21 protein-coding genes are annotated in these 20642 nt (G+C 45.5%); 16 read left to right on the top strand and 5 right to left on the bottom strand.

Features of this window, described 5'->3' with window-relative positions; genetic code table 11:
- Positions 1-117 precede the first annotated feature (117 nt).
- Together ACQXR1_RS18560 and ACQXR1_RS18555 are read left to right on the top strand one after the other, a co-directional pair.
- The gene (locus ACQXR1_RS18560; protein WP_040083404.1) at positions 118-762 is read left to right on the top strand and encodes a DUF4352 domain-containing protein; all 645 of its coding nucleotides are present in this window, start codon (positions 118-120) and stop codon (positions 760-762) included.
- A gap of 71 nt (positions 763-833) precedes the next feature.
- On the top strand, positions 834-1460 hold the full coding sequence (locus tag ACQXR1_RS18555) for an NUDIX hydrolase (RefSeq protein WP_430772637.1): 627 nt from the start codon (positions 834-836) through the stop codon (positions 1458-1460).
- A 30-nt stretch (positions 1461-1490) separates the two neighbouring features.
- Here ACQXR1_RS18555 and ACQXR1_RS18550 read toward each other — a convergent pair whose 3' ends face one another.
- The gene (locus ACQXR1_RS18550) at positions 1491-1769 is read right to left on the bottom strand and encodes a hypothetical protein (protein ID WP_040083402.1); all 279 of its coding nucleotides are present in this window, start codon (positions 1767-1769) and stop codon (positions 1491-1493) included.
- A gap of 387 nt (positions 1770-2156) precedes the next feature.
- Here ACQXR1_RS18550 and yjiB point away from each other — a divergent pair, with 387 nt between their 5' ends.
- Together yjiB and ACQXR1_RS18540 are read left to right on the top strand one after the other, a co-directional pair.
- Entirely contained in the window at positions 2157-3347 is a 1191-nt protein-coding gene (gene yjiB, locus ACQXR1_RS18545; protein WP_326274111.1) for a monooxygenase YjiB, read from the top strand.
- A 22-nt stretch (positions 3348-3369) separates the two neighbouring features.
- Positions 3370-4548, top strand: coding sequence for a glycosyltransferase (locus ACQXR1_RS18540; RefSeq protein ID WP_326274109.1), 1179 nt, complete (start codon positions 3370-3372; stop codon positions 4546-4548).
- Positions 4549-4591: 43 nt separating this feature from the next.
- Here the strand turns inward: ACQXR1_RS18540 and ACQXR1_RS18535 are convergent, their stop codons facing one another.
- Positions 4592-4780 (bottom strand): hypothetical protein, encoded by a 189-nt coding sequence (locus ACQXR1_RS18535; protein WP_003232781.1) that lies wholly within the window; start codon positions 4778-4780, stop codon positions 4592-4594.
- Positions 4781-4951: 171 nt separating this feature from the next.
- Here ACQXR1_RS18535 and ACQXR1_RS18530 point away from each other — a divergent pair, with 171 nt between their 5' ends.
- Positions 4952-5764 carry a uroporphyrinogen-III synthase gene (locus ACQXR1_RS18530; protein WP_326274108.1) on the top strand — a complete coding sequence of 271 codons (813 nt, stop codon included), beginning with the start codon at positions 4952-4954 and terminating at the stop codon, positions 5762-5764.
- Between the two features lie 45 nt (positions 5765-5809).
- On the opposite strand, the gene ACQXR1_RS18525 is transcribed toward ACQXR1_RS18530, so the two are convergent.
- The 3 genes from ACQXR1_RS18525 to ACQXR1_RS18515 all read right to left on the bottom strand — a co-directional run bounded on the left by ACQXR1_RS18525 (position 5810) and on the right by ACQXR1_RS18515 (position 8409).
- Positions 5810-6562: an ABC transporter permease gene (locus ACQXR1_RS18525; protein ID WP_040083398.1), complete on the bottom strand. Its 753-nt coding sequence runs from the start codon at positions 6560-6562 to the stop codon at positions 5810-5812.
- Positions 6562-7314 (bottom strand): ABC transporter ATP-binding protein, encoded by a 753-nt coding sequence (locus ACQXR1_RS18520; RefSeq protein WP_014663607.1) that lies wholly within the window; start codon positions 7312-7314, stop codon positions 6562-6564. Before ACQXR1_RS18520 ends, ACQXR1_RS18525 begins: the two co-directional genes overlap by 1 nt.
- A 120-nt stretch (positions 7315-7434) precedes the next feature.
- Positions 7435-8409, bottom strand: a complete 975-nt coding sequence (locus tag ACQXR1_RS18515) for a DMT family transporter (RefSeq protein WP_430772636.1) — start codon at positions 8407-8409, stop codon at positions 7435-7437.
- A 129-nt stretch (positions 8410-8538) separates the two neighbouring features.
- On the opposite strand from ACQXR1_RS18515, the gene ACQXR1_RS18510 reads away from it, so the two are divergent.
- From ACQXR1_RS18510 to ACQXR1_RS18460, 11 genes are all read left to right on the top strand, one after another.
- Positions 8539-9036, top strand: a complete 498-nt coding sequence (locus ACQXR1_RS18510) for a cupin domain-containing protein (protein ID WP_430772635.1) — start codon at positions 8539-8541, stop codon at positions 9034-9036.
- Between the two features lie 387 nt (positions 9037-9423).
- Positions 9424-9846, top strand: coding sequence for a DUF1641 domain-containing protein (locus ACQXR1_RS18505; RefSeq protein WP_014663610.1), 423 nt, complete (start codon positions 9424-9426; stop codon positions 9844-9846).
- Positions 9847-9885: 39 nt separating this feature from the next.
- Positions 9886-11064 (top strand): NAD(P)/FAD-dependent oxidoreductase, encoded by a 1179-nt coding sequence (locus ACQXR1_RS18500; RefSeq protein WP_014663611.1) that lies wholly within the window; start codon positions 9886-9888, stop codon positions 11062-11064.
- A 197-nt stretch (positions 11065-11261) separates the two neighbouring features.
- Entirely contained in the window at positions 11262-12683 is a 1422-nt protein-coding gene (gene uxaC, locus ACQXR1_RS18495; protein WP_430772634.1) for a glucuronate isomerase, read from the top strand.
- A gap of 67 nt (positions 12684-12750) precedes the next feature.
- Entirely contained in the window at positions 12751-14130 is a 1380-nt protein-coding gene (locus ACQXR1_RS18490) for an MFS transporter (RefSeq protein ID WP_430772633.1), read from the top strand.
- A gap of 105 nt (positions 14131-14235) precedes the next feature.
- Positions 14236-15249: an ureidoglycolate dehydrogenase gene (allD, locus tag ACQXR1_RS18485; RefSeq protein WP_071580543.1), complete on the top strand. Its 1014-nt coding sequence runs from the start codon at positions 14236-14238 to the stop codon at positions 15247-15249.
- Between the two features lie 5 nt (positions 15250-15254).
- On the top strand, positions 15255-16274 hold the full coding sequence (locus ACQXR1_RS18480; protein WP_134975770.1) for a zinc-binding alcohol dehydrogenase family protein: 1020 nt from the start codon (positions 15255-15257) through the stop codon (positions 16272-16274).
- Between the two features lie 24 nt (positions 16275-16298).
- Positions 16299-17378 (top strand): mannonate dehydratase, encoded by a 1080-nt coding sequence (gene uxuA, locus ACQXR1_RS18475; RefSeq protein ID WP_430772632.1) that lies wholly within the window; start codon positions 16299-16301, stop codon positions 17376-17378.
- A complete protein-coding gene (locus ACQXR1_RS18470) occupies positions 17375-18211 on the top strand; it encodes an SDR family oxidoreductase (protein ID WP_430772631.1) in 837 nt (278 codons plus the stop codon). Before uxuA ends, ACQXR1_RS18470 begins: the two co-directional genes overlap by 4 nt.
- A gap of 47 nt (positions 18212-18258) precedes the next feature.
- On the top strand, positions 18259-19527 hold the full coding sequence (locus tag ACQXR1_RS18465; protein ID WP_430772630.1) for an MFS transporter: 1269 nt from the start codon (positions 18259-18261) through the stop codon (positions 19525-19527).
- 87 nt (positions 19528-19614) lie between these two features.
- Positions 19615-20616 carry a LacI family DNA-binding transcriptional regulator gene (locus ACQXR1_RS18460; RefSeq protein ID WP_430772629.1) on the top strand — a complete coding sequence of 334 codons (1002 nt, stop codon included), beginning with the start codon at positions 19615-19617 and terminating at the stop codon, positions 20614-20616.
- Positions 20617-20642: the final 26 nt, after the last annotated feature.

Raw genomic sequence — 20642 nt, 5'->3', positions numbered from 1 at the left:
TAGGAAGAAGTAAGTTTGTGATGAATGAGATAGAAATAATCGTTACTTTCTTACCTGTTAGGGAAAGGGGATATATGATTATAATGGAAATCGATTACTTTAGATGGGGGAACAATCATGAAAAAAGTCTTATTACTATTATTTGTACTGGTGATTGGGTTTTCACTTTCCGCGTGCAGCCAATCGAGCGATGCATCAGAGAAGGAAAAACCGAAAGAGAAAAAATCGCAAGAAGAGCTTGAAAAGGAACTTGATAAGGAATTGAAAAAAGGCGGTGAGCCGAAGATCAAAAAAGATGATCAAATACATAAAATAGGAGAAACAATTAAAGTAAATGATATTAATTTCACGGTGAATAAAGTGGATCGTGAACAGAATGGCCAATATGGAGATTTGGGTGGAAAAGAATCTGATAAAATAAAAACACTAAAAGGTAATGAAGAGCGGTTAATTATAGAAGTGACCCTAGAATACGTTGGAAAAGGTTCAATGGAATACAGCCGATTAGGATTAGATCTGAAAGACAAGAAGAATAAATCAGTTCGCTCAGTCATTTCATTGGAGGATAAAGGAAAAATGTTTTTGGGGGGGAATCTGGCGTCAGGAAAAAAGGTGACAGGAGTAGTTAGTTATGTAATACCCAAAGGAGAACAGAAAAATTACACATTAGTGTACAACCCTTTTTTAACAGATACTAGAAGTGATAGAATTGAAGAAAGCGCAAAATACAATAAAGATTATTTGATAAAATTAGAAAAATAGATTAAAAAAAGCACGTTTTCATCAGGGAAGAAGCGTGCTTTTTTATAGTGACAAATAATGTGAAGGGGAGAGTGATAAAAGTGCAAACCAAATGGCTGGAACGGGCACAGCGGATTCGGGCTATAGCACAGGCGGGGCTTACTTTTTCCAAGGATGTGTACGACAGGGAGAGGTACGAAGAGCTGATGAAGCTCAGCGCGGAGATGATGGCGGATTACTCACAGACGGACTTGGAAGTTATCACTGATTTATGGAATAGGGAGAGCGGCTATCCGACGCCGAAAGCGGATGTGCGCGGCGCAGTATTTCGAGAGAATCAGATTTTGCTAGTCCGGGAGAAGCATGATGAGCTGTGGTCGCTGCCGGGCGGATTTTGCGAGATTGGTTTATCGCCAGCTGAAAACGTCGTCAAGGAAATCAAAGAAGAGTCGGGGTATGATACAGAACCGTCTCGATTGCTTGCCGTGCTAGACAGCCATAAGCACTCCCATCCCCCTCAGCCTTATCACTATTATAAAATCTTCATCGCATGCAGCATTACGGGCGGACAGGGGGAAGCAGGGATTGAGACGAATCATGCCGCTTTTTTTCCGGAAGACAGACTCCCGCCGCTTTCTCCAAAACGAAACACACCCTCACAGCTCGGCATGCTGTTTGACTTTTTGCGCCATCCGGACAAGAAAACGATATTCGACTAAAAAAGAAAGAGCCTCCGGGCTCTTTCTTTTTTATAGTGTAATGTGTTTTTCGTTGGCGAGTTTCAGAAGGGTCAAAATAGAATCGGCTTCTTTATGGCCGAGTTTTTGCTTTAATTTGTTTTCCTCAACTAGTCGGCTGCCATAAATTTTGACAGAGGCTTTGTCGACGACAGCATGCCAGTTTTCCTGCTTTTTTCCCTCAACAAGCGGTTTTTCATGTCTCTCAGAAAAAGAGAACACAAACAGTGCGAATGCCAGTGAAAGTAGGATGCCGACAACTAGTTTTTTGTAATCAGTCTGTGCTGCCATGTTGTTCTCTCCTTCACCTTTTACCTTCTATTTAATCATAGAACCAGTTTATTTTACATAATGGGAAAGTCATTTTTTGGAGTTAGTGCATTTGGTTGAAAACAGAGATGTTTTTTGAGCGGAGCGGTGCAATTGAATGCATTTTGGATGTGCGTGCTTATGCCTAAGGTCACGTTGTGAGCCAAAACAGCAGCGCAGAATAGAAAAAAATTGAAAGATTATGGTAAGATGAACGAAATTCGAGGGGGAATATATGGTGCCTGCATCGAACATCGTGATCGCCTGCTGTTATTAATTTGATTATATGTGGTAGTCCCTCTCTTTTACGAAAGCGGGAGGTGAAGTGGCACATCAATTGCTAAATTCTTTCAATGGGAGTGACTATACATGAATGTGTTAAACCGCCGGCAAGCCTTGCAGCGAGCGCTGCTCAATGGGAAAAACAAACAGGATGCTTATCATCCGTTCCCATGGTACGAATCGATGAGAAAAGATGCGCCTGTTTCCTTTGATGAAGAAAACCAAGTGTGGAGCGTTTTTCTTTATGATGATGTCAAAAAAGTTATTGGGGATAAAGAGCTGTTTTCCAGTTACATGCCGCAGCAGACAAGCTCTATTGGAAATTCCATCATTAACATGGACCCGCCGAGGCATACAAAAATCCGTTCAGTCGTGAATAAAGCCTTCACCCCGCGCGTGATGAAGCAATGGGAACCGAGAATTCAGGAAATCACAGATGAACTGATTCAAAGTTTTCAGGGGCGTAGTGAGTTTGACCTTGTTCACGATTTTTCATACCCGCTTCCGGTTATTGTGATATCTGAGCTGCTGGGAGTGCCTTCAGAGCATATGGATCAGTTTAAAGCATGGTCTGATCTTCTGGTCAGCACACCAAAGGATAAAAGTGAAGAAGCGGAAAAAGCCTATTTGGAAGAACGAGATAAATGTGAGAAAGAACTGGCCGCGTTTTTTGCCGGCATCATAGAAGAAAAGCGAAACAAACCGGCACAGGATATTATTTCTATTTTAGTGGAAGCGGAGGAAACAGGCGAGAAGCTTTCCGGTGAAGAGCTGATTCCGTTTTGCACGCTGCTGCTTGTGGCCGGAAATGAAACCACAACAAACCTGATTTCAAATGCGATGTACAGCATATTAGAAACGCCAGGTGTGTACGAGGAACTGCGCAGCCATCCTGAATTGATGTCTCAGGCAGTTGAGGAAGCCTTACGTTTCAGAGCGCCCGCCCCGGTTTTGAGACGCATTGCCAAGCGGGATACGGAGATCAGGGGGCACCTGATGAAAGAAGGTGATATGGTTTTGGCGTTTGTGGCATCGGCAAATCGTGATGAAGCAAAGTTTGACAGACCGCACATGTTTGATATCCGCCGCCATCCCAATCCGCATATCGCGTTTGGCCATGGCATCCATTTTTGTCTTGGTGCGCCGCTTGCCCGTCTTGAAGCAAATATCGCGTTAACGTCTTTGATTTCTGCTTTTCCTCATATGGAGTGCCTCAGTATCACTCCGATTGAAAACAGCGTGATATACGGATTAAAGAGCTTCCGTGTGAAAATGTAATAGATAAGGAGACTGGAGATTCATGAAAAAGTACCATATCTCGATGATTAATATCCCGGCGTACGGTCATGTCAACCCTACGCTTGCTTTAGTAGAAAAGCTTTGTGAGAAAGGCCATAGTGTCACGTACGCGACGACTGAGGAGTTTGCGCCCGCTGTTCAGCAAGCGGGTGGAGAAGCATTGATCTATCATACATCCTTGAATATTGATCCTAAGCAAATCAGGGAGATGATGGAAAAGAATGATGCGCCTCTCAGTCTTTTGAAAGAATCACTCAGCATTCTGCCGCAGCTTGAAGAGTTATATAAGGATGATCAGCCTGATCTGATCATCTATGATTTTGTCGCGCTGGCTGGAAAATTGTTTGCTGACAAGTTTAATGTTCCGGTCATTAAGCTCTGTTCGTCATATGCCCAAAATGAATCCTTTCAGTTAGGAAATGAAGACATGCTGAAAAAAATAAAAGAAGCAGAGGCTGAATTCAAAGCTTACTTGGAAAAAGAGCAGTTGCCGGCTGTTTCTTTTGAACAATTAGCTGTGCCGGAGGCCTTGAATATTGTCTTTATGCCGAAATCTTTTCAAATACAGCATGAGACGTTCGATGACCGTTTCTGTTTTGTCGGCCCATCTCTTGGAAAACGGACGGAACAGGAAAGCTTGGAAATGAAAAAGGGCGATCAACCGCTTATGCTGATTTCATTGGGAACAGCGTTTAACGCCTGGCCGGAATTTTACAAGATGTGCATTGAGGCATTTCGGAATTCTTCATGGCAGGTGGTCATGTCGGTCGGAAAATCAATTGATCCAGAAAGCTTGGATGATATCCCTGCTCACTTTACCATTCGCCAAAGCGTGCCCCAGCTTGAGGTGTTAGAGAAAGCTGATTTGTTCATCTCCCATGGCGGGATGAACAGTACGATGGAAGCGATGAATGCCGGTGTACCGCTTGTCGTCATTCCGCAAATGTATGAGCAGGAGCTTACTGCTAAGCGTGTCGATGATTTAGGCCTCGGCGTTTATTTGCCGAAAGAGGAAGTGACGGTTTCCAGCCTGCAGGAAGCGGTTCAGGCAGTATCCGGTGATCAAGAGCTGCTCAGCCGCGTTAAGAATATGCAAAAGGATGTCAAAGAAGCTGGCGGAGCGGAGCGTGCGGCTGCTGCGATTGAAGCGTTTATGAAAAAATCCGCTGTATCGCAGTAAACGACAAAAAACCGAAATCATCAATTCGATTTCGGTTTTTTGTTTAAATATTTTTTTTCATCCCGCATCTCCTGCATTCTCTAAGGAATTTTCCGCCTTTTACAGAGCTTTTGAACAGTGTGTAATCACAATTGTCACAGCGCCCGCTGCGGGCATCCGGATATTCATTGAACTCGTAAACGATCGATGTATCGTAGCCTTTTGTTTCATATTCTTCTTTTTTTGTTTCCATGTCGATCCTCCGTCAAAACGTGTCTGTTGTTTATCTTACAGCAAGCTTCCGGCGTATTCAATGGATTTTGGAGGTTTGGGTTTATCTTGATTTCTCCCTTGGTTTGCGCCAAAATAGCTTTATTAAGCTTGTATACATAAAAAGCCTATACAAAGAGGAGAGGAATCGGGTATGGGAAAAGGGTTACATGGAAAGCGCGTAGCAATCGGGGGCTCCCGAAAAACGGAAGAAATCAGTACAATCATTGAAAAACAGGGCGGAACACCTGTCATCAGGCCTCTCCAAGGCACGGTTTACTTAGCGGAGAAGCAGGTGGAACCGGACTTGCGAACGTTTGTCGAGGAAAAAGCTGACTGGGTCATTTTCACGACAGGCATCGGCACGGAAACTCTGCTCGATATGGCAGAGAAAATCGGTCTGAAAGACGAGTTTCTGCAGGCGATTCGCCAGGCAAAAGCGGCATGCCGGGGATACAAAACCCTGTCTGCGCTGAAAAAGCTTGGGATCACACCGGAAGCTTCAGATGCAGATGGGACAACAAGAGGCTTAATCCGTTCCTTGGAGCCTCACGACTTTTCAGGGAAAAAAGTCATGGTGCAGCTTCATGGAGAAAATGCGCCGGCCCTTATCGCATTTCTTAAAGAAAAGGGCGCGTCTGTCCTGCCGATTCTTCCTTATCAGCACATTCCGCCGGAGGAGGAAACGGTGGAGCGGTTATGCGGGGAGCTGATGAATAATGATATCGACGCTGTTTGTTTTACAACGGCCATTCAGGTTCGTTCCCTGTTTGATTTTGCCAGGGAGCGAGGCTATATCAATGAAGTGAAGACAGTATTCGAAGAGCGCACCATAGCAGCTGCTGTCGGAAAAGTGACTGCTGAGGCGCTGCGGGAAGAAGGCATCACGAGACTGCTTGCGCCAGAGATTGAGCGGATGGGCGCGATGATTATTGAGCTGGCCAAATATTATGAAGAAAAGGAATAACAAGTACAAAAAGCCGCTTTCCAAGGGAAAAGCGGCTTTTGTCTGTTATTCATTCTCCTTTAGCTGCTGATGAACGGTGAATAATGACGGGTATGTCAGCACGCTTAAGATTACGCAAGTCAGCGCGGCTGAGGCCATTGTTGTAAACACGATTAAGAGCTGAAAGCGCACTGCCTGAATCGGGTCCGCCCCGGCTAGAATCTGGCCTGTCATCATGCCGGGAAGCTGGACAAGTCCCAGTGTTTTCTGGCTTTCGAGCGTCGGGATCATACTCATTTTCATCGCTGAAGTAAGAATGCGCTGTATGGATTGCTTCGGTGTGCCGCCAAGCGACAATATTAATTGAATTTCTTCTTTGCGAACGCCAACTTCTGAGCTGAGCCGATTTAAAAACAAACTCGAAAGCACCATCGAGTTTCCGATGACCATCCCGCTGATCGGAATGACATATCGTGCTGTAAGCGGAATGATATGAAGAGACAGCAGAATTCCCTGCGTCACAATTTCTACAATCGCTAATGCAGCAAACACCCTCCAGAACGAACCGATTGTATTTTTCTTTCGTTTGATGACATTTTGTGCCGCCACCGCGAGCATTAACAGCACCATCAGCAGGATAAAAACAGGGTGGTCTCCGCGAAAAATCAGAGACAAAACATAACCGATGATAAGCAGCTGCACCGCGGCCCGGATGGTGGCAATGATCATATCTTTTTCTACGCCGGCTTTAAAGGATTTTGATAAAAACAAGGCGATCAAAACAAAGATCATCGTTAAAGAGAGAGAAAGGTAATCCATTACCGAGTGCCTCCCTTCAAAAACTCTTTGGCTGCTTCATGCTGCGGAGCGGAGAAAAATGTTTCGGTTTCAGCGATTTCAAGCAGCCGCCCCTCCGCCATAAACCAAATGGTATCGGCTACTCGTTTTGCCTGCTCCATATTATGAGTGACCCACATGACTGTCCATTTTTTTTCTCGATGCTGACGTTTGATCAGTTCTTCAATCTCAAGAGCAGAAACAGGGTCCAAGGCCGACGTGATTTCGTCCAACAATAGAATGGAGGAAGGATTTGAAATCGTTCTGGCCAGTGACAGCCTTTGCCGCTGTCCGCCCGATAAGTCTCTGGCGCTTCTGTCTAACAGCTCTGGCGAAAGCCCTGCAAGAGAAGCCAGCTTTTCTGGAGCGTACAGCTGGGATTGATGCAGCCTTTGGACCAGACTTAGATTGTCACGCACTGTCCCGTCGAGCACAGGAGCCGACTGAAACGCGAGGGCAGCCGTTCGTCTCAGCTCATTGACATTCCATTCTCTGATTTCCTTTCCATATATGTTGACTTCGCCGCTGTCAGGCGTTCTCATTAAATTACACAAGGAAAGGAGGGTGCTTTTGCCTGAGCCGGAAGGGCCTAAAACGGCTACGATTGCACCCTGTTGAATGTCTCCGGTGACATCCCGCAGTACATCATAGGTTTGTCCATCTTGTTTATAGCTTTTTCTGACTGATCTGAAGGAGATCGCTGGTATGTTTTGTGTTTGATTATTTGCTTCCATTCCAATAATCACCTTTCAATAATAAATAGGCAGATATTATATTTAACTATACCGTGAAACAGATGCCTTTTGGTAGCAAAGATAAAGGAGAACAGGTTTTCACCTATTCTCCTGCAAATGCTACGCGGTCAGGTTTGACTGTGCTTTCTTTTTCGGTTTTCTCGGCTGTGAAGCGAAGGTATGTAACACCATCCCCGCTATAATAATGAACAAACCGGCAAATGATAATAGAGATGGGAAAACGCCTGACAGAAGAACAATTTCACCAAGCAGCGTGAAAATTACTTCACCGGATTGAGTGGCTTCAACGGCTGCGAGTTTTTGCGGATTGTCTCTTACCATATCAGTGGCCCAGAAAAATAAAACAGTCGCAATGATGCCTGAGCTGACGGCAACGATAAAGGATTGAACGGTTTGCCCCGCTGTCGGCAGGCCGTCTGACCACCAACCGTAAGCTGCTAATAGAAGCCAGAACGGAAGGCTTGCCAATGTCATTCCAAGCACGCGCTGAAATGTATCAAGCCGGCCACCGTATTCCTCGAGCATTCTCCTGTTTCCTAACGGATAGGCAAAAGCCGCAATGACAACCGGCAGCACACTGAAAAGCAGCATCTTTCCTGAAAGCGATTCCGCATGCTGAAGCTGAATCAGAGCCGCTCCAATCAGGATGATCACGGAAGTGCCAAGTGAAACCAGAGGAATCTTTTGCCGAACGAGCTGAGGACCGCCCGGCATATCTTGTTTGACATAAAACAAAGGAGACAAGAGCACACCGGCTACAATTGTAATTTGCCAGGTGCCGGCTATAAGCCATCCCGGACCGTATGCAGCCGCAAATGTGATCGGCGCGTAAAAAAGCACGAAGCCGATAAAGCTCCATTTGAGCCAAAAGAACGGCTTTTTCCGCATCTCTTGTACGAGAGGCGTGAATGTCCCTCTCATGATGACAATCACACATAAAAACGGCACCATAAAAATAAAGCGCAGCGAAGAGCTCCAGAGCCAGCTGCCTCCAGATAACTCCATCGCTCTGTTTAATATAAAGGTAACGGCGAAAAAGAGTGAAGCTAAAATTCCGATAACAATAGCTTTCATGGTATCCCTCATTCTGGCATTATTTTTTATACTATACTATTTGGTATCATGCAGATCAATGGAATCGTGAGAAAAACATCATGTTTTGCGAACCGCTATGTGTGGAAGATAAAAAGGGAGGTGAAATTGATGGAAGCAAAGACACAGACATATTTTTTTCCGGATGACGGCAGGATTCCGAATCACCCTGAGTATCCGCTCGTGGTATATCAAAACGCGATTAAGGATACCAGCCAGGCAGAGCGGATCGTCACCCGGCATGGCTGGTCAAACAGCTGGTTAGGAAGTGTTTTTCCATACCATCATTATCACAGCAATACGCATGAAGTCCTGATTGCATTTAGGGGAGAGGCTGTCATTCAGTTCGGGGGAGAAAAAGGAGCTGTCATCCCTTTCAAAACAGGCGATGCAGTCGTGATTCCAGCCGGAGTCGGTCATAAAAAGCTAAGCTCAAGTCCCGATTTTACTGTCCTTGGCGCCTATCCCGGAGGCATTCAGTATGATATGAAGACGGGAAAGCCGGATGAGCGGGAGGAAGCGGTCAAACAGATAAAGAAGGCGGCGTTGCCGGCGAATGATCCGATCACAGGAAAAAGAGAGCCTTTATTGGAAATATGGGTAAAGTGAAGGGAGAAATTGCTGGATTGTCAATAACTAGTGTCACAGAAACGTTATGACATGAACTCCATATAAATTAATTTCATAATCGAAGCAATTCACGTTCAAATTTTGTTCAAAAAGTGTTATCATATAGAAGGTAATCGAATTGGAGTTTTTTGTGTTTGCTATTTTCAGAGAGAGTAAAGGATTTTGACTTATTCAATTGTTTATTTTTTGATAAAAATAATACTGAATATGGCAAGATGAAAAACTGGGTAGTAAACATTTATTTTTGTAAATGATTGTGCACGAATTCACAATCCTTATTCTTATGCCTTAAAAGCGTGAGACAGGGAGAGGCACTACCCTTTCCAAACAAATCAGCAAACTGCTTATAGTAAAGGAGAATTGGATATGCCAGAAACAATCGATCAAACAAATGCGTCTGTCAGCCAAAGCCAGCAAGATCTTATTGATCAGCTATTAAAGCCAGAAGTTCAAGAATCATTGACTGTTTTAGTTGACCAGCTTCCGAAGCTGACTGAGTTAGTCAATATTTTAACGAAGTCTTATGATTTCGCTCAGTCTGTAGCGACTGACGAAGTGTTAAAAAACGACACAGTCGGTGCGATCACTGAAATTCTTGAGCCTGTAAAAGAAACAGCGAAAGAAGTAGCTGCGACTGCGATCGAAGCAAAAGACCGCGCGGAAGCAAGCAACGAAACAATTGGTCTTTTCGGCCTGCTGCGTATGCTGAAAGATCCTCAAGCTCAAAAGCTGTTCCGTTTTGCTAACAGCTACCTTGAAGTCATGAACGAACGCGAAAACCAAAAATAATCTCAGATTCAAATTGATATAAAGGACGGAGGATATACGATGTCAAAACATATTGTCATTCTAGGCGCTGGTTATGGCGGAGTTCTTTCTGCTCTAACAGTTCGCAAACATTACACAAAAGAACAAGCACGCGTGACAGTGGTAAACAAATACCCAACTCACCAAATCATTACGGAATTACACCGTCTTGCTGCAGGCAACGTGTCTGAAAAAGCGGTTGCTATGCCATTAGAAAAACTTTTCAAAGGCAAAGACATTGATCTTAAAATCGCGGAAGTAAACTCTTTCTCTGTTGATAAAAAAGAAGTTGCGCTTGGTGACGGTTCTACATTATCTTACGATGCGCTTGTTGTAGGTCTTGGTTCTGTAACGGCTTATTTCGGCATCCCAGGTCTTGAAGAAAATAGCATGGTGTTGAAATCTGCTGCTGATGCGAACAAAGTCTTCCAGCATGTTGAAGATCGTGTGCGCGAGTACTCTAAAACGAAAAACGAAGCAGACGCAACAATCCTTATCGGCGGAGGCGGCTTAACAGGCGTTGAGCTTGTTGGTGAGCTTGCTGACATCATGCCTAACCTTGCGAAAAAATACGGCGTAGACCATAAAGAAATCAAATTAAAACTTGTTGAAGCTGGTCCTAAGATCCTTCCTGTTCTTCCGGATGATCTTATCGAACGTGCGACTGCAAGCCTTGAAAAACGTGGCGTTGAGTTCTTAACAGGTCTCCCTGTTACAAATGTAGAAGGAAACGTAATTGATCTGAAAGACGGATCTAAAGTTGTTGCCAACACATTTGTTTGGACTGGCGGCGTACAAGGTAACCCATTAGTCGGTGAATCAGGCCTAGAAGTGAACCGCGGACGCGCGACTGTAAACGACTTCCTGCAATCTACATCTCATGAAGATGTATTCGTTGCTGGAGACAGCGCCGTTTACTTCGGACCAGACGGCCGTCCATACCCGCCAACTGCACAAATCGCATGGCAAATGGGTGAGCTGATCGGTTACAACCTATTCGCTTACCTAGAAGGCAAAACACTTGAAACATTCAAGCCAGTTAACTCTGGTACACTTGCAAGCCTTGGACGCAAAGACGCGGTTGCCATTATTGGTGCTAATTCTACACCGCTTAAAGGTCTTCCTGCTTCCTTGATGAAAGAAGCAAGTAATGTACGATATTTGACACATATTAAAGGACTTTTCAGCCTGGCTTACTAATCCTTTTAATGAATCTGGCATTGCCAAAAGCATTCCTTTCCGAGTGCTTTCTGGCAATGTCTTTTTTTATGTTTATGACAGCGTTAACATTTCATTTTCAAAAAAGAGATTGATCCCAGAGGAATATAAAGGTAAAATAAAAACAAATCAAAATGTTAACGTTAACATTTTGAAATAGAATGAAAGACGGTGAGGACATGGAACCCTTCATGGGCGAAAACTTTTTATTGAAAAATGAAACCGCTGTCACCCTCTATCACAAGTATGCGAAAGACATGCCGATTATTGATTACCACTGCCACTTAAGCCCGAAAGAAATCTATGAAAATAAAACATTTCAAAACATCACGGAAGCCTGGCTGTATGGTGACCATTATAAATGGCGCATCATGAGAGCCAATGGAATTGAGGAGACATACATCACCGGAGATGCGCCAGATGAGGAGAAATTTATGGCTTGGGCGAAAACCGTGCCGATGGCGATCGGAAATCCGCTCTATAACTGGACCCACTTAGAATTGCAGCGTTTTTTTGGCATTTATGAGATTTTAAACGAGAAGTCCGGGCCGTCTATATGGAAACGAACAAATGAACTGCTCCAAGGGGAAGGCTTCGGGGCAAGGGATTTAATCATGAAATCAAATGTAAAGGTTGTGTGCACAACGGATGACCCTGTCGATTCTCTTGAATACCATCTATTATTAAGAAAAGACAAAGATTTTCCTGTCAGCGTGCTGCCTGGATTTCGGCCGGATAAAGGACTTGAGATCAATCGTGAAGGCTTTCCGGATTGGGTGCAGTCACTTGAAGATGCCGCCGCCATATCCATTACAACCTATGATGAGTTTTTAAAAGCGTTGGAAAAACGAGTGCGATTCTTCCATTCAGCTGGCGGCAGAGTGTCTGATCACGCGATAGATTCAATGGTATTTGCCGAAACGACAAAAGAAGAAGCTGGACGGATTTTTGCTGACAGATTACAAGGAACAGAGGTTTCTTATGAAGATGAGAAGAAATTTAAGACATATACGCTTCAGTTTCTTTGCGGGTTGTATGCGGAGCTCGATTGGGCGATGCAGTTTCATATCAACGCTTTAAGAAACACGAATACAAAAATGATGAAAAGGCTCGGTCCTGATACAGGCTATGATTCTATGAACGATGAAGAAATTGCGAAGCCTTTATACAAGCTGCTGAACTCAGTTGAGATGAAGAACCAGCTGCCGAAAACGATTTTATATTCACTGAATCCCAATGATAACTATGTCATTGCCAGCATGATCAACAGTTTTCAGGACGGTATTACCCCGGGAAAAATACAATTTGGCACAGCCTGGTGGTTTAACGATACTAAAGACGGGATGCTGGACCAAATGAAAGCGTTATCAAACGTTGGCCTTTTCAGCCGTTTTATCGGCATGCTCACCGATTCCAGAAGCTTTCTTTCGTATACGCGCCACGAATATTTCAGACGAATCGTCTGCAATTTAATTGGGGAATGGGTGGAAAACGGCGAAGTGCCGCGCGATATGGAGCTTCTGGGAAACATCGTTCAGGGAATTTGCTATGACAATGCGAAACACTACTTTCAATTTCAAGAAGAGAAAGCAAACGTGTAACAAAGTGTCCGCTCAGCATCACTGAGCGGACCACTGCCCGAAAATTCTTAAGACACAGAGGTGGAACATGCGAACTGAACTGGCAAATAAGGTTGTGTCGGTCGAAACGGAAAAAAGGCTTTCGTTGAAGGAAAAAATCTCCTATGGTTTTGGTGATTTTGGCAACGGTTTTATGTTTGATCTCGGCCAGATTTATTTATTGAAGTATTTCACTGATGTAGCGGGAATTCCGGCTGCGATGGCCGGCGGCATTTTTTTAGTCAGCAAGCTGTTTGCGGCGATAACAGATCCAATTGTCGGCTCATCAATCGATTATCGCAAAAACATCGGCAAACGGGGGAAATTCAGGCCTTATTTATTAATCGGCAGCATCGTGCTCGCGGTGCTTACTGTTCTTATTTTTCTGTCTCCAAATGTATCAACGACCGGAAAACTGATTTATGCCTATGCATCCTATATGATTTGGGGCATCGGCTATTCGTTTGTGAATATTCCCTACGGCTCATTAGGAGCAGCAATGACTCAAAATTCTGAGGACCGAACCTCCATTTCGACGTTCCGCCAAATCGGATCACTTGGCGCCTTGTTTATCACAAGTGTGGCCGTAATGCCGCTTCTCGTCAAATTTGATAATCCGAAGGTCGGCTACCCCGTGGTCATGGGCTTGTTCGCGTTACTCGGTGTGCTTTGGTTTTATATTTGCTACCGCAATTGCAAAGAGCGCGTTGTCATATCGGAAGCTCCTAAAGAAAAATTAACATTCAAATCTGTCGTCAAAACATTTATTACAAATAAACCGCTGTTAACCCTTGTCCTAATGACGATTTTTTCAATCTCCGCATACAACATCAAATCCGCCATGCTCGTCTATTTCGCACAATATAACCTGGGCAATGTTGAATTAATGGCTTATATGAACTTCATCATTATTGGTTCTTCCTTTTTGGGCGTCGTATTCCTTCCAAAGCTCGTCAAGATGTTTGGAAAGAAACGAACGGCAATGATTGGCTTTGCCATCAGTGTGGCCGCGGATCTGATCAACTTTATGCTTCCATCTAACGTTTATGTGTTTACCATTCTCGCCAGCATCGCCTTTATCGGAATCAGTATCCCAAACGGCATCACGTGGGCTCTTGTCTCCGATATTATCGACTATGGCGAATGGAAATCCGGCGAACGGAAAGAAGCAACGACATATTCACTTTTCAATTTTTCCAGAAAGCTAGCTCAGTCTTTGTCTGGGTTTCTTTCGGGGATCGGTTTGGGGATAATCGGCTACGTGCCGAATGCAGTTCAGACAGCACAGGCACTGATCGGCATCAAAGCGCTTTTGCTTCTGTATCCGGCCATTGCTTTGGCATTGGCGATGATCATTATTGGTTTTCTTTATAAACTCACAGACCAGCAGCATGCTCAGATTGTTCAGGATCTTCATCAAAAGAGCTGACGATGTAATATAAAGAATATTTGAAATAATCGGTAAATAAAATGTGTTTGCAGGGGTTTTCACTAATGGGTGCCCTGAAGCACTGAAAAGGAAGGAGGCACTTAATTGAAAACGATAACAATTGCAGCTGAAGAAGCAAAGGGATTCGTTCGGAAAAAGCTTGCCGGTGCCGGTTTGAATGAACGAGATGCTGAAAAAGTAGCAGATGTCCTCGTGCACGCTGATTTGCGCAATGTACATTCGCATGGCGTGCTGCGCACAGAACACTATGTGAACAGGCTTTCAGCGGGAGGGATCAACCCTGAGGCACAGCCTGTTTTTAAAGAAACGGGGCCTGTGACTGGAGTGCTGGATGGTGATGACGGATTCGGCCATGTGATTTGTGATATGGCAATGGACCATGCAATTGTCATGGCCAAGAAAAATGGTGTCGGCATGGTCACGGCCGTCAACAGCAGCCATTGCGGGGCGCTAAGCTATTTTGTGCAAAAAGCGGCTGACGAAAAACTGATCGGATTGGCAATGACGCATACGGACAGTATCGTTGTCCCGTTTGGAGGAAGGGCTCCTTTTTTAGGGACAAATCCGATTGCTTACGGTGTTCCGGCTAAGCATAAAAAACCGCTTATCCTCGATATGGCGACGTCCAAAGTGGCTTTCGGGAAGATTCTGCAGGCCCGTGAAGAGGACAAGGAAATTCCTGAAGGATGGGGAGTCGATGAAAACGGAGAAGCAGTAACGGATCCTGACAAGGTTGTTTCACTTTCAACATTCGGAGGCCCGAAAGGCTATGGACTATCGATTGTGGTGGATGTGTTTTCTGGATTGCTTGCTGGCGCGGCTTTTGGCCCTCATATTGCGAAAATGTACAGCGGCCTTGATCAAAAAAGAAAGCTGGGGCATTACGTTTGCGCGATCAATCCCTCCTTTTTTACCGACCGGGATACGTTTTTAGAGCAGATGGATGCCATGCTTCATGAACTGCAGCAGTCTCCTCCAGCTGCTGGAGTCGAGAGAGTGTTTGTGCCTGGTGAGATCGAGCAGCTGCATGAAGAAAGAAATAAGGAACACGGAATATCAATTGCTCGGAGTGTGTATGAATTCTTAAAAAGCAGGTGAGAAAAATGAAAGCGGTTCAAGTACGAAAACCGTATGATCTGGCGACAGAGGAGATAAAGAAGCCGGTTCTTTCAAAGGGTGATGAAGTGCTCGTAAAAGTTAAGCGAGTCGGGATTTGCGGATCAGACATGCATATTTATCATGGGACGAATCCGCTGGCTACCCTCCCGAGAGTCATCGGACACGAGGTAACGGGACAAGTGGAGGCAGTTGGGGCGAATGTACAGAGCCTAAAAGCCGGTGACCATGTGGTAATTGAGCCGATTTCTTATTGCGGAACTTGCTATGCCTGCCGCAAAGGGCGGCCGAATGTTTGTGCCAAGCTCTCTGTGTTTGGCGTACATGAAGATGGGGGCATGCGGGAATATATTGTGCTTCCGGAAAGGCAGCTTTACGCGGTTTCAAAGGACTTGCCTTGGGAGGAAGCGGTCATGGCCGAGCCTTATACGATAGGGGCCCAGGCAGTGTGGAGAGGGCAGGTGGAAAAAGGTGATACCGTTCTGATCCAAGGAGCGGGGCCTATTGGGATCTGTGTGTTAAAAATGGCAAAGCTGGCGGGTGCTGCTGTCATGATGACTGACTTGAACAACGAGCGGCTGGCGTTTGCAAAAGAAAACGGCGCCGATGCTGTTGTAAATGTCCAAGCAGAAAATGTTGCCGAGCGGGTCCGTGAATGGACTGGGCATGAGGGAGCAAATGTGGTCATTGATGCTGTTTGCCTGCCGGAGACTTTTGCGTTTTCCGTTGAGGCCGTTTCACCTGCGGGACGTGTGGTTGTGCTTGGATTTGATGAAAGAGCGGCACAGATTTCTCAGCTGCCGATTACAAAAAAAGAAGTCACAATAACCGGGTCGAGATTGCAGACCAATCAGTTTCCCAAGGTGGTAGAGCTTTTGAATAAAGGCCGGTTAGCGCATAACGGGCTTGTGACCCATACATTTTCAGTGGATGATGTCCATCACGCATTTCAGTTTATTAAGGAGCATCCAGATCAGGTACGGAAAGCCGTCATCGCGTTTGATTAATCGACTGAATCCGGAGGTGAAAGCATGAATATGACATTTCGATGGTATGGCCGAGGAAACGATACAGTCACACTTGAACACGTGAAGCAAATTCCCGGTGTCAAAGGCATCGTTTGGGCTCTTCATCAAAAGCCTGTCGGCGACGTGTGGGAAAAAGAAGAAATCAGAGCCGAGACCGAATATATTCAATCCTATGGTTTTCATGCTGAAGTTGTAGAGAGCGTGAATGTTCACGAAGCGATTAAACTCGGGAACGAAGAACGCGGCCGATATATTGAAAACTACAAACAAACGATCCGCAACCTTGCCGGATTTGGCGTGAAAGTGATCTGCTATAATTTTATGCCGGTTTTTGATTGGACACGCACGGACATGTTCCGGCCGCTGGAAGATGGATCAACCGCTCTGTTTTTTGAAAAGGCCAAGGTGGAAAGCCTTGAGCCCCAAGAGCTGATTCGGATGGTGGAGCAAGCATCTGACATGACACTGCCGGGGTGGGAGCCCGAAAAATTGGCTCGGATCAAAGAGCTTTTTTCGGCCTACAGAACGATCGATGAAGAACAGCTATGGGACAATTTATCATTCTTTTTGCAGGAAATTCTTCCTGTTGCAGAAAGTCACGGTGTTCAAATGGCCATTCATCCGGATGACCCGCCATGGCCGATTTTTGGACTGCCGCGCATTATCACGGGGGAGGCAAGCTATAAGAAACTGCGGGCGATATCAGATTCACCGTCTAATTGCATCACTCTTTGTACAGGTTCAATGGGAGCCAATCCCGCTAACGACATGGTGGAGATCGCTAAGACATATGCCGGCATTGCTCCGTTTTCACATATTCGCAATGTGAAAATTTATGAGAATGGCGATTTTATTGAAACATCGCATGTAACAAAGGATGGTTCGATCAACATTCAAGGCGTGATGGAAGAACTGCATAAGCAGGATTACGAAGGATATGTCAGACCGGATCATGGTCGCCATCTTTGGGGTGAGCAATGCCGACCGGGATATGGCTTATACGATCGTGCCCTTGGCATCATGTATTTGAACGGACTGTGGGACGCCTATGAAGCAATGGTGAAAAAAGAGGTGGACATATGATCCCGCTGCATGAGAACCTTGCTGGTAAAACAGTTGTCATCACTGGCGGCAGCGGTGTGCTTTGCTCTGTGATGGCCAGGGAGCTAGCCCGTCATGGCATGAAGGTGGCGATATTGAATCGGACGGCTGAAAAAGGCCAGGCGGTCGTGAAGGAGATAACGGCGGCGGGCGGCACAGCGTGCGCTGTTGCAGCGGATGTGCTGGACAGGGAGTCACTGGAGCGGGCAAAGAAAGACATCCTTGGCCGATTCGGCGCTGTTGATCTGTTAATTAACGGGGCTGGCGGCAATCATCCTGACGCGATAACCGATGTGGAGACATATGAAGAAGCGGGAGAAGGCCAATCCTTTTTTGATATGGATGAGGGCGGCTTTTCAACTGTTTTTTCCACCAACTTCACCGGTGCGTTTCTGGCCTCGCAAGTGTTTGGAAAAGAGCTGCTGAAGGCGGATTCACCGGCGATTATCAATCTTTCTTCCATGAGTGCTTATTCACCTATGACGAAGGTTCCGGCATACAGTGCTGCCAAGGCGTCTATCAATAACTTTACGATGTGGATGGCCGTTCATTTTGCCGAAACCGGGCTGCGGGTCAATGCGATTGCCCCAGGCTTTTTTCTGACAAAACAAAATCATGATCTGCTGATTAACCAAGACGGAACGTTCACCAGCCGATCTCACAAAATTATCGCGGGAACACCGATGAAGCGCTTCGGAAAACCGGAGGATTTGCTCGGCACGCTTCTTTGGCTGGCGGATGAATCCTATTCGGGTTTTGTCACCGGAATCACCGTTCCTGTCGATGGAGGATTTATGGCTTATTCAGGTGTGTAACGAAAGCGGCGCAACAGAAACTGAACCAACATAGGGGTGAGGTTGAGATGTTTTCAAAAGATAAGCTTCCCATTATCCTTTTTTTGTTCCTGGCAGGGGTGATTAATTACCTGGATCGCTCGGCGCTTTCCATTGCAGCTCCTTTTATTCAGGATGATCTCACATTGTCAGCCACGCAAATGGGCTTGATTTTCAGCAGTTTTTCGATTGGTTATGCCATTTTTAACTTTCTTGGGGGCGTGGCATCCGACCGCTACGGGGCAAAACTGACCCTATTTGTCGCGATGGTCGTTTGGTCGCTGTTTAGCGGAGCAGTCGCCCTCGCTTTTGGTTTTGTCAGCCTGCTGATTATCCGTATCCTTTTTGGAATGGGAGAAGGCCCGCTGTCTGCGACCATCAACAAGATGGTGAATAACTGGTTCCCGCCGACCCAGCGGGCGTCCGTTATCGGTGTAACCAACAGCGGCACCCCGCTCGGAGGAGCCATTTCCGGTCCGATTGTCGGCATGATTGCAGTGGCGTTCAGCTGGAAGCTATCCTTCGTTCTCATTATGATCATTGGTTTGATATGGGCAGTGCTCTGGTTCAAGTTTGTCAAAGAAAAGCCGTCAGAGAGGATGAAGGAAGCACCGGCAATCAAAGCAGAAACGTCTCCTAGAGAAAAAATGCCGCTCACCTTTTACCTGAAGCAAAAAACGGTCCTGTTCACGGCGTTCGCTTTTTTCGCTTACAACTACATCCTCTTCTTTTTTTTGACGTGGTTTCCAAGCTATCTTGTCGAAGAGCGGGGCTTAAGTGTTGAATCGATGAGTGTGATCACGGTCATACCGTGGGTTTTAGGCTTTATCGGGCTTGCTGCAGGAGGATTTGTTTCTGACTATGTGTACAAAAAAACGTCTCGAAAAGGCGTGCTGTTCTCACGCAAGGTTGTGCTTGTCACGTGTTTGTTTTCATCAGCTGTCCTAATTGGTTTTGCCGGGCTGGTGGGAACGACTGCGGGCGCTGTCACACTGGTCGCTTTGTCAGTATTTTTTCTATATTTAACAGGTGCTATCTATTGGGCTGTGATTCAAGATGTGGTTGATCAAAACAATGTCGGTTCTGTTGGCGGCTTCATGCATTTCCTCGCCAACTCAGCAGGAATTATCGGCCCGGCTTTAACCGGCTTTATTGTTGATCAAACGGGCACGTTTTCTGGAGCGTTTTTGCTTGCCGGAGGGTTAGCTGTCTTCGCGTCACTCGCTGTAATTCGTTTTGTCCGTCCGATCATCGGCAAACCAACAGGAACAGAAGCTGAGAAACCGGTGTCTTATTAATCTGGAAATATAGTGGGAGAGGCGGTATGTTTGATGATACAATATACAGTAAATAATCGCAGCCGGTATGATAAGGAAGGGAATTAGATGGTAACCATAAAAGATATCGCAAAACTCGCTAACGTATCCCACACAACCGTTTCCAGAGCACTCAACAATAGCCCTTACATCAAAGAGCATACGAAGAAAAAAATAGTAGAGCTCGCAGAGAAGCTCAATTATACACCAAATGTAAATGCGAAAAGCCTGGCGATGCAAAAGTCACATACGATCGGGCTTTTCTTTACAAGCATCACAAACGGAACCTCACACAGCTTCTTTGCAGACACAATCAAAGGCGTCAATCAAGCCATAAGTGAGGATTACAATCTCTATGTGCGCGGCATTGATGATCTGAAAAACTATGACTCCGTTACACCGATGAGGTATGACGGCATCATTTTAATGAGCCAAAGTGATATTGATAATTCTTTCATTTACCATATACGAGAAAAAAACATTCCGCTTGTCGTGCTGAATCGTGATATTGATGACCGCACCATCACGAATATTTTATCCAATGACAAGGAGGGCTCCCAGGAAGCTGTAGAATACTTTATTAAGAACGGACATCAAAACATCGCCATCATCGAGGGGATGGAAGGCTTTAAATCCTCCCAGCAGCGAAAGGAAGGCTACTTATCCGCACTGATTCAACATCATATTCCAATCAAGCATGAATACAGTGTCAAAGGACAGTACGATATGGAAAGCGGCTTTCAAGCGATGGAGCGGCTGCTGGCGCTGCCGAATCTTCCAACCGCTGTCTTTTGTTCGAATGATGACATGGCAATCGGAGCGATGAATGCGATATTCGCAAAGGGCATGCGCGTCCCTGATGATATTTCGGTGATCGGGTTTGATGATATTGGGTTTTCACAATACATCACGCCAAGGCTTTCAACAGTTAAGCGCCCAGTGGAGAAAATCAGCGTGCTCGGCGCGCAAAAACTATTGTCGCTGATCAGCGAGCCGGAAACAAAAGCGGAGAAAATCTTGGAAAACACAGAATTCATCGTACGTGATTCAGTCAGACGATTGACAACGTGATGCCCCGATTTTTTAGCGGGCATTCT

Source organism: Bacillus sp. ATD (assembly GCF_050585765.1).
GTDB lineage: Bacteria > Bacillota > Bacilli > Bacillales > Bacillaceae > Bacillus > Bacillus stercoris.
The sequence above is the reverse complement of the archived record's forward strand: the minus strand, read 5'-3'. Positions and strand labels throughout refer to the sequence as shown.